At 60.3% G+C, this 9887-nt stretch carries 8 protein-coding genes and 1 pseudogene; 1 reads left to right on the top strand and 8 read right to left on the bottom strand.

The annotated features are described in order from the left end of the window. The 5 genes from BQ8482_RS18470 to BQ8482_RS18450 form a co-directional block, all read right to left on the bottom strand. A partial coding sequence (locus BQ8482_RS18470) for a VOC family protein (RefSeq protein ID WP_342210962.1) occupies nucleotides 1–269 on the bottom strand: 269 nt, incomplete at its 3' end. Between the two features lie 428 nt (nucleotides 270–697). Beyond that, nucleotides 698–2905, bottom strand: coding sequence for a xanthine dehydrogenase family protein molybdopterin-binding subunit (locus BQ8482_RS18465; protein ID WP_123148959.1), 2208 nt, complete (start codon nucleotides 2903–2905; stop codon nucleotides 698–700). Next, the gene (locus BQ8482_RS18460) at nucleotides 2902–3879 is read right to left on the bottom strand and encodes an FAD binding domain-containing protein (protein WP_123148958.1); all 978 of its coding nucleotides are present in this window, start codon (nucleotides 3877–3879) and stop codon (nucleotides 2902–2904) included. Before BQ8482_RS18460 ends, BQ8482_RS18465 begins: the two co-directional genes overlap by 4 nt. A gap of 3 nt (nucleotides 3880–3882) precedes the next feature. Further along, on the bottom strand, nucleotides 3883–4491 hold the full coding sequence (locus BQ8482_RS18455) for a (2Fe-2S)-binding protein (protein ID WP_123148957.1): 609 nt from the start codon (nucleotides 4489–4491) through the stop codon (nucleotides 3883–3885). Nucleotides 4492–4744: 253 nt separating this feature from the next. Continuing rightward, nucleotides 4745–5635 (bottom strand): helix-turn-helix domain-containing protein, encoded by an 891-nt coding sequence (locus BQ8482_RS18450; RefSeq protein ID WP_123148971.1) that lies wholly within the window; start codon nucleotides 5633–5635, stop codon nucleotides 4745–4747. Between the two features lie 17 nt (nucleotides 5636–5652). On the opposite strand from BQ8482_RS18450, the pseudogene BQ8482_RS18445 reads away from it, so the two are divergent. Next, nucleotides 5653–6465, top strand: a pseudogene (locus tag BQ8482_RS18445) (low temperature requirement protein A). A gap of 357 nt (nucleotides 6466–6822) precedes the next feature. Here BQ8482_RS18445 and BQ8482_RS38160 read toward each other — a convergent pair. The 3 genes from BQ8482_RS38160 to BQ8482_RS18430 all read right to left on the bottom strand — a co-directional run bounded on the left by BQ8482_RS38160 (nucleotide 6823) and on the right by BQ8482_RS18430 (nucleotide 9424). Beyond that, nucleotides 6823–7170 (bottom strand): hypothetical protein, encoded by a 348-nt coding sequence (locus BQ8482_RS38160; protein WP_165848618.1) that lies wholly within the window; start codon nucleotides 7168–7170, stop codon nucleotides 6823–6825. Continuing rightward, on the bottom strand, nucleotides 7091–8602 hold the full coding sequence (locus tag BQ8482_RS18435) for an adenylate/guanylate cyclase domain-containing protein (protein ID WP_123148955.1): 1512 nt from the start codon (nucleotides 8600–8602) through the stop codon (nucleotides 7091–7093). Before BQ8482_RS18435 ends, BQ8482_RS38160 begins: the two co-directional genes overlap by 80 nt. A gap of 414 nt (nucleotides 8603–9016) precedes the next feature. Next, a complete protein-coding gene (locus BQ8482_RS18430) occupies nucleotides 9017–9424 on the bottom strand; it encodes a nuclear transport factor 2 family protein (RefSeq protein WP_123148954.1) in 408 nt (135 codons plus the stop codon). Between the last annotated feature and the right edge of the window lie 463 nt (nucleotides 9425–9887).

Below are 9887 nucleotides of genomic sequence, written 5' to 3'. Positions count from 1 at the left end.
ACTGCCGTTCCGCCCGCTGCCAAAAATTCTCGAAATGCCGTGTCCACATCATCAACCAGAATATCAGTCTCTGGACCAATACGAAGATGAACTACTAGTTCTGCATCTGCTTCAGGCAACGCGAAGCCGGCAGCTTCCGCGTCCCGCCAGATGAGGGCATGGCCGAGCCGATCCCGATAAAAGGATATGGCTTCGTCAAGATCGCTCACATGCAGTAGATAGTTGTCGAGTTTTCGGAACAACGGTCTTTTGGCGGCCTCGTAAGCCATTGCGGGACCTCGCGCAGTATCACGGGCTCACATCAGTGCCCAAGATTATGGTTCCGCGACGAGTTCCGCAACGGCTCAGCGTCGGCTCCAGCTGATGCCAGCTTGCAACAGCTCTTTGTATCGCGGGAACGGCAGCTATGGGGTCGATTCCGGGCCTAGCGCGAACGTCCGGTTCGGAGATTCGTCATGAACGACCGGAAGTGGCGCTAGTTACCGGTTCGGGCCGCCGGCTCAAGCGGCAAAACCTGACCCTATCCGGACCTTGCTGCCACGAAATTCCTCCCCGAAAGCGGACATCGAGCACAACCAGCGCTCATGGACCCAATCCTGACCTTCCGTACATGACTTCATTCCCGAAGTCAGACATTTCGCCCGACGGCGTCATACCCATGGTTCCTTGTCCGGGACGGCCGGCGTTCGGCTCGTGTTCATGCGGTCAGGACATCTTCAATCTTGATCGGCAATGTCCGCACACGCTTGCCCGTCGCGTGGAACACTGCGTTGGCAATTGCCGGAGCGGTACCAACCAGCGCGATCTCGCCCAGCCCTTTCACGCCTAGCGGATTCACGTGCGGATCGACTTCGTCGACGAACAAGGCCTCCAGCTTCGGGGTGTCTAGGTTCACAGGCATGAGGTAGTCAGCCATGTGAGCGTTGACCGGCCGGCCGTCACGCGCATCCAGAACGGTGCGTTCCATCAACGCCATGCCGAAGCCGCCGATCATGCCGCCCGTGCACTGGCTCCTGGCGAGGAGCGGATTGACCACCCGCCCAATGCCGTAGGCTCCGACAAGGCGGCGTACCCTGATCGTTCCGACGTCCGGATCGACGGAAACCTCGGCAAAGACTGCGCCGAACGAGTGCATCGAGTATTTTTCGGCAATTTCCGGATCGCGTTGGGCCGAACCGTCAGCCTCAATCGGATTGCCAGCCTTCGCCAGAATGTCCTGGTAGGAGAGCCCTGGCGCGGTATCTCCTCGCCGACGCAGGCGTCCTTCCGTCCATTCAAGATCCTCCATCGAGATTCCAAAGACAGGCGAATTCTGATCGGCTATTGCAGTTTTGGCTGCCTGCGATTGTGCCTCCAGACAGGCAGCGCGAATTGCGGATCCGACAGAAGCCATCGTCCAGGAGCCGCCGTGGGAAGGAGTTGGCGGATAGTCCGTCGTGCCGAGCTTGAACCGCACCTGCTGCGGCTGCAGCCCCAGGTATTCGGCAGCCACCTGCGTCATTGACGTATAAGTGCCCGGCCCCATGTCGCTCGCGGCCGCTTCAACTTCGGCAGTTCCGTCCGCGAGCAGCCGCACCCTGGCGCTCGAGGGCGCATGGAAAGCTGGGTAGGTGGCGGTTGCGGTGCCCATCCCGATCAACAGGCGTCCGTCGCGCATGGACCGCGGTTCCGGAGTCCTTCGAGCCCAGCCGAAGCGCTCAGCGCCAAGTTCGTAGCACTGGATCAGCGAGCGGCTCGAGAACGGTTTGTTCTCAGCCTCATCGATCTGTGGCTCGTTGCGGCGTCTCAGCTCGATTGGATCGATCCGGAGTTTATAGGATAGCTCGTCCATGGCACTTTCGAGTGCAAAAATGCCGCTTGCCTCGCCCGGCCCGCGCATATGGTTAGGCGTGCCTGTATCGAGTTGCGCCAGGCGATATTGGGTGCGTACATTCGGGCAGGAATACAGGTACTCTGTAACGGCGGTGAGGGCCTCAGTGAACTGCTCGTAGCGGCTCGTCTCTCCCGTGCCTTCGTGGACCACGCCTGTAAGCTTGCCATCGGGGTTAGCACCAAGCGCAACCCTCTGGAGCGAGCGCGGCCGATGGCCCGTGGTGAAGAACATCTGCTTGCGGGTGAGCACAAGCTTGACCGGCCTCCGGACATGCCGCGCCGCAAGTGCAGCCAGCGTCACATGCGGCCACGTCCTGAGGCTCGTTCCAAAGGCTCCACCGATGAAGGGGCAGATGACCTCGACGTTCTCGACAGGCAGGCCGAACACCGCGGCGATCTCGGCCTGCTCATTGACCAGGTACTGGCTCTTGCTCCACAGGGTTAGCCGATCGCCGTCCCAGGTGGCGACTGTCGCGTGCGGCTCCATGGGGTTATGGTTTTCACGGGCTATGTCATAGTTCTCGTCAACCTTGATGGCCGCCTCCGCCACGGCGGCATCGGCATCGCCCCGCGATCTGTCCGCCGTGCCCGTCCCCGGAACGATTCTGGCTACCTGCTGATCTGCGTGATCGACGATCGGCTGACGAGCGTCGTAGGTGATACGCAGCGCGGCGGCAGCGCGCTCGGCATTGTCGATGGAATCCGCAACGACAACGGCCACGGGCTGGCCGTAGAAACGAACGCTGTCGTCCTGCAGCACGTGAAAGCGCTCGCCGACCGCGGGATCGATGCCGGCCTTGTGCGGCAGATAGGCCAGCTTGGGTGCATTGCGGTGCGTGATCAACGCAACGACACCGGGCATGCGCTCGGCCTCGACGCCTTCGATCGCCGTCACGCGGCCAAGACCGACGGTCGCGCTTACGATCACGGCATAAACCTGGCCGGGCTGGTTGAAATCGGCGGCATAGCGCGCCTTGCCTGTAACTTTGGTGTGCCCGTCGACCCGCGTCAGAGGCTTTCCAATCACGTTCATGCGACCTCTCCCGCCATTTCCAGCGCCCGGACGATCGTCCTGGGCAACAGCGCAACCTTGAACGCATTGTGGTGCAACGGCCGAACCCCTTCGGTGGCAAGTTGGGCTGCTTCCTCGAAGGCTTGCCTGTCCGGCTTCCTTCCAGCAAGCGCGGCCTCGCAAGCGCGCAGCCGCCAGGGCCGAGTGCCGACGCCGCCTGCTGCTATGCGCGCCTCGCGGATGACGCCGTCCTCGATGGCAAGCGCGGCAGCGGCCGAAACCAACGCGAATTCGTACGAGGCACGGTCGCGGACCTTGAGGTATCGGGCTCTGCGTGCATGGGATCCGCCTGGCACGCGTATTTCGACGATCAGGTCGCCTGGCAGCAACGTATGTTCGAGATGGGGCGTGTCGGTGGGCAGGCGAAAAAGTTCCTCGACCGGGAAGAGGCGCTCGCCCTGCGGACCTTGCACCCGCATGGTGGCATCGAGTGCGACCAGCGCCACCGCGACATCCGATGGATGCGTCGCCACGCAATAGTCGCTCGTGCCAAGGATCGCATGGCCAGCGTTCAGCCCCTCGATCGCGGCACATCCTGATCCGGGCGTGCGCTTATTGCAGCCGACGTCAAGCATGCGGAAGTATGGACAGCGCACCCGCTGCAACAGGTTGCCGCCCATCGAAGCCATGTTGCGTAACTGCGGCGAAGCGCCTTCGATCAGGCTTTCCGCGATCAGCGGCTGCAAACGTTGGACATCGGCATGAGCGGCGACCTCGGCCATGCGCGCGAGCGCGCCGATGATCAGGTCTTCGCCTTCGACACGGATGCCGGTCAGAGGAAGCCTGTTGATGTCGACCAGCCGCTCCGGGCGCTCCACCTCGTCCCGCATCAAATCCACGAGTGTGGTGCCACCGGCGATGTAACGCGCTCCGGATGCGGCAGCGGCGATGGCTGCTTCGGTGCTGCCTGCCTTTTCCATCGTGAAGGGAAACATGCGTCAGCTCCTTTCCGCCGCATCGGCGACTGCCGCGACGATGCCTGGGTAGGCACCGCAGCGGCAGATGTTGCCGCTCATCCAGAACTGGATTTCCTCGGGCGATCCGGCGTGCCCTTCGGCGATGCAGCCAAGGCCGGACATGATCTGGCCGGACGTGCAAAAACCACACTGGAGGCCTTCGTGCTTCACGAAAGCCTCCTGGAGAGGGTGTAGCTCGCCGTCCTTTTCCAGCCCTTCGATAGTCTGGATCTCGGCACCGTCGTGCATCGACGCAAGCGTCAGGCAAGAGACGATGCGCTTGCCGTTGACGAGAATGGTGCAGGCTCCACAGGCACCCTGATTGCAGCCCTTCTTGGTTCCGGGGAGATCCAGCGTCTCGCGCAGGACGTCGAGCAGCGATCGTCGGGGATCGACAGTCAGCGTAAGAGGGCGACCGTTCACGGTCATCGTTAAGGTCATGTCGTTCATGACAGCTGCAGGAGGGTTTGTTGCCGCGACCGACTGATGTGGCAAAGTGGCCAGCGCTACTGCTCCGGCCGTTGCCTGTATCGCTTCCCGGCGCGTTATGATGGGGCCTGCCGGATGCAATTCTGACGTATTCTCGGCCATGAAGGAACATCCTCTTCAGATCAGTTATCGCGAAGAGGATAGGACCTATGCCGCGACGTCACTGTCCCAATCTTTTGGAATTGTTCGAATATTGCGATGACGACAGCGAGACGAAGGCAAGTGGTCCGCAATCGTGCGCAAAAGCCTGGATGCCTCGGGTCAAAGGCCTTGTGGCGGCCACCTTCCCCGGGGGCTGGCTGACTAGGCAACTTGCGCTGCTTGATAGCCCGCGTGCTGAAGCAGGCACGGAATTTCAAAGTCGACGGCGGAACTCGCCCGGCGTGAGGCCTACCACTTTGCGAAAGCTCGCAGAGAAAGCGGATGGCGTTTCGTATCCGACCACAAGTGCGATGTCGGTGATGCGGAGCGTCCCGTCCTTGAGAAGCTTCTTGGCATAGGCGATCCGCTCGTGGGTCAGCCGTTCATGCGGCGTATACCCAGTGGCCATGCGGAACGCGGTGCAGAAATGAAAGCGGCTCAAGTTGACCAGGTCCGCCAGTTCCTGAAGCCGGATATTCTCTGTGAGGTTTTCGCGAATGTAGGTGGTAACGCGCTTGACCTGCCAGCCCGAAAGACCGCGCTGGGGCCCCGGCGAGATCGGCATCGAAGTTGCGGAGTGGGCTCTGAGGAGTTGGAGGCACACAAGATCGAGGAGCTGCTCAACGATCAGGTGCGACATCGCGTCTCCCGAACTGATCTCGTCGTTGATCAACGACATGATCGTGAACAGTTTGGGATCGCTAAAATTCACGCGGTCAAGCAGCTCGGGCTCGCGGCCATTGCCTACCTGATCGGCGCACGACAGGAGGCGATTATGGCCCAAAAAGATGTTCGAGACCTCGACGGCACCGTCCGCCCGCCACTGACCATCATGCCCCCTCGGTGCCAATGTTATCGTTCCGATCGCTGCGGGAGCGCGAATAATCTGGCGGCCGATTTTCACCGAGGCCATACCATGCCCGGCGTACTTCGCAGAGATGACATGATCTTTCAGGGGCGGTAAGCTGTATTCGAACGGCTCGTTACGCCACCGGCCGACTAGACGGGTATCGCCTGAAAATACCTCAGGAATCACGGGTGGCGCCACACCTCGTTGCAAACGGCGAATATGAACCGTCGTGTCCGCAAGCGATATTCGACCCATGAAGGACGTCTCCATTTCTGGGAGCTTATGTCTTTTGCAACGCGCGGCAATTCCCGTGCTATTCGAGGATCTTATCGACAACTAAATTGGTTGTGCTGATCATTCTAGATTTGTCGGTGGGGCTGAGCCTCGTCCTCGCGTGCGCTCTCGGCCTCATCGAATTGGCGGGCCCATTGCTCGCCGAGCGCAAGGCCGGAGGTACGCCTTGGCATGCCCACCATATCGTCGAGCGTCACGGCCTGTTCGCAATCATTGCGGGTGAAGGGGTCGTAGGCACGGTTGCTACACTATCGGCTGTCGTCGAGGAGCAAGGCTGGACCATGGATGCGGCGCTAGTTTGCATTGCCGGGACCGGACTCACCTTCGGCATGTGATGGATTTATTACATCCTGCCTTCCGCGAGGGTGCTTCACGCTTCTCGCAATCGGGCCATTGTCTGGGGCTACGGGCAAATGGTGATCGTCACCTCCATCGTCGCAACAGGCGCCGGACTGCATGTCGCAGCCTCCTTCATCGAGAACGAGACCCATATCGGACCGCTTGCGACTCTATTCGCCGTGGCCATCCCGGTCGGTGTCTATCTCGGGACGATCTATGCGCTCTACTATTATCTCGTTCAAAGTTTCGTTCGCCTCCATGCGTGGCTGCTGATGGCAACCGCGGCAGTCGTAGTGCTCGCCATCATCGCCGCGCTTGCCGGGATCGATATGGCCATTTGCCTTGTTATCCTGATGCTTGCGCCGGCCGTCACGGTCGTGGGCTATGAAATGCTGGGACATCGCCATCAAACTCAGGCACTGGCATACGACGAAGGGCCGACGGTGAACTAAAGCAGACGAGGCGATAGGAGGCCGCCTGTTATCTTTGATTGATTGCAGCCTCACCAGCGCTGCTGATGAACTTCAAACCTCGAAACCCGCGCCCTCCCGCGCGAGCGGGTTCGTTCAAGGGTCGGCACTGGCCAAAGCGCGAACGGCAAGTTTGGAGAAGCACCATGGATGTCAACAAAAGGCGCACATCGTCCGTTGGTGCGTTCAGGCCTCAGATTGCCTGATGAGGTTGAGGAAGGTCCGGCCGGGGTGGAAAGTTCACGTTGCTGCTCTTGATCTGAACGCGCAGGAAGCGCCATCAGCGGAAGTCCAGGTGACCCGTGGCACTTCGCCGCTAGGTATCGAGATCTTGAGCCGTCATGGCAAGCCTGCCTTGCGCAGTCCATCGAGGACATGGGCGATGTCTTCGGGCCGCTTCCAAGGGCAATTGTATTTGAATTCCCACCTCAGGTAATCGGACACGTCGGCGGCTGGGTCGCCGACCCAGCTTCCCCGTAACTCCTCGACATATTGCATAGCGTGTCGGCGCGCTTGTTCGATTCGGCCGGCATGCGCGTACGCAGCGGAAACAATCTCGCGATTCTCGGGGACCTCAGGTAACTTGTCGAATAGTGCGATTGCCTCATCATTGTGATGCGCGAAGAAATGGGCCACCGCCAAATCGAACAGATCGGCGTCGGAATGGCCTGGATTGCGGTGGATCACGGCCTCGGCCAGCGCAATGGCCCGCTCCGCCTGACCGAAAATGGACAGAGCCGTCACGTAACTCATCGCGATGTCGACGTTGTGAGGATTGAGGGCGTAGGCACGCGCGATGAGGTGTTCGCCTTCTACAAAGCTGCCGCTGTCCAACAGAAACATAGCCGAGGGCAAGGAGCGAATCCGCGTCCGAACCATCGAGTGACACTCCCTTTTGGGCATACCTTTGCGCGGATGCCATCGCCCTTGCTCGAGCGTCGAAATCTCCTCGGGTGTTGACGGCTAAGAGGGTGTAACTAGCGCCTAACTTGCCATAGGCGCGCGCATACTGCGGATCCGTTTCTATCGCTTTTTGGAAAAATTCAATGGCGCGTTTCACATTTTCGCGCATTCGAGGCAGTCCGTAGCATTCCATCCCCATCAAGAAGCAGTCATACGCCTGCCAGCTTGAGGGCGGCTTCCTTTTGGCGCGCATCGTAGTGGCATTTATGATGTGTCCTGACAAAGTCGCCACGATCATTCCGATTATCTCGTCCTGGACGTCGAAGATGCCCTGAATGTCGCGGTCGTAGCGTTCTGCCCAGACGTGGGTGCCGGTTGCAGTATCGATGAGCTGAGCGGTAATGCGGACGCGGCTCCCCAGCTTGCGCACGCTACCTTCAAGCAGGTATTGCACCCCCAACTCGCGACCGATCTGCTGCAGATTCACTGCCTTGTCGCGATAGACAAATGAGGAGTTCCGCCCAGTGACCGATAGTTCGCGGAATCGGGAGAGTTCAATGATGATGTCATCAGTGATTCCATCGGCGAAGTACGCTTGCTCGGGGTCACCGCTCATGTTGACGAGCGGCAGCACGGCGATAGAAGGTTTGTCCGTTACTGCTCTGGGCGTGGTAACAGACACGCGTCCCGTGCCAGTGACCCGGTAGACGCGCACCGGCTCGGCAATATTCTTCAATGTTTGAGTCCCCAGGTCCTCAAAGCCTGCCTTGACCTTGTTCCTGACGTAGTCGAAGACAGTCCCAGAGACTAGGACGCTCCCCGGTTCGGCGACCCCCTCGAGACGCGCCGCGATGTTGATGCCGTCACCGTAGAGGTCGCTGCCCTCGACTATAATGTCACCTAGGTTGACCCCTATGCGTAACGCGATGCGCCGAGCCTCCGGCAGATCGCTGTTCGCGCTGGCCATGTCATGCTGAAGATCGACCGCGCATTGCACGGCATTGACCGCGCTGCCGAATTCGACAAGGACACCGTCGCCGGTGACCTTGAAGATGCGGCCATGATACCGGGCAACGAGGGGCTCCAGCACCTCCCTCCGCCGTGCCTTTAGCGTTGCGAGCGTGCCGGACTCGTCCTGCCCCATGAGCAGGCTGTACCCGACCACATCGGCAGCCAGGATGGCAGCGAGGCGGCGTTGGGGGCGTTCGTCGGCCATACCGCGCCTTCATTGAATGCGCTGCACGAAATTGTATTGATGCCCCATTCAAGAGTCTATCCGGAATGTGCCTTGGGGAACGGGTCAATCGCGTCGTTGCGTGCTCCACCCCGAACGACCGGAACGGGGTCAAGTTTTGCCGTAGGCTGAGCGCGATGGAAGGGCAGAGAAGGGTCGACTCAAGCCGTAGCGCGAAGGTCAGGTTCGGAGAAGCGCCGGGAATGGCAGCTCCTGGCGCAATCGAGGCGACCCGTGCTTTTAACCGCTCTGCACGCGGAGGAAGCCGTTGGAGGACTAGGTTGGGTGGGAAGCGGTCGTTGGTCTCGTCCCAACGAGCAAGTAGCGCCCCTGAGCTGACTCATCCGCGCCGGACCCCGGGGCAGTCTCGCGTGCCGCCCGGGATAACTCGCGAGGTTAAGCCCAGAACGCATCCCAGGCGTAGAGGTCGTAGAAGTGCTCCCGGCCGTCAATCACCTTGCCATTCTTGATCTCGAAGACAATGCAACAGAGCACATCCAGCCGTTTGCCGTTGCGCTCCCCAGCATTGCGATGGACGCCGACCACGCGTCCGGTCTCGCTCGCCATCACATGCAAAAGATCGGCCCTGAAGGTCCCGTTGGTTTCGCCGCCATAGCGGCCGAACTGGCCAAAGGTCGCCTCGCGGCCTTCGTAGTCTCCGGCGATCGGACTTTTCCCCGGAGTATGCCACGTGCAGGATTCGTCGATGATTTGCGTGAGCGTGTCCATGTCTCCCGAGTTGAACGCGTCATAACCGCGCCGAACGAGCTCGGAGTTCTGATTCCTTAGCGTCACGTCTGCCATAACTTCCTCCCGTTGCTGACCCGACCCCGCTAGGTCGCGTGAGAGCCTAATGGGCGTCGGCCAAACTCATATCAGCAACATACACCCGGCACGGTGCGCGCGCACGAGGAAGCTTGCCTTCGCTCTTCTCCGCAGGAAGGTCAGCTACGGGTCGGTTTCGGACGATAAGCGAAGGTCCGCTCCCGAAAAGCGTCGGGAATGTCTGGAAATGGGCGCAAAGCTGCCGTTCAGACTCTGACGTGCGGGCGTCGCCTTCGGGTCAATTCTTCTGGTTCTCGAGGTGGACAGTTGCGCCATTAACGCACGTTGGTTGGGGTCCGTGACTTCGTTTTGACAAGCTATGAAAGTGCGGGCAGGTTGTGCTTTGCCGACGCGGGACGCATCCGGATTTCATGCTCACTATTGCGGTGAACCTTGGATAAGCAGCACCGATGATTGCACGGCCGGAGAAAAGCCCTGAGCG

It is taken from the genome of Mesorhizobium delmotii (assembly GCF_900149755.1).
GTDB classification, from domain to species: Bacteria; Pseudomonadota; Alphaproteobacteria; order Rhizobiales; family Rhizobiaceae; genus Mesorhizobium; species Mesorhizobium delmotii.
The sequence above is the reverse complement of the archived record's forward strand: the minus strand, read 5'-3'. Positions and strand labels throughout refer to the sequence as shown.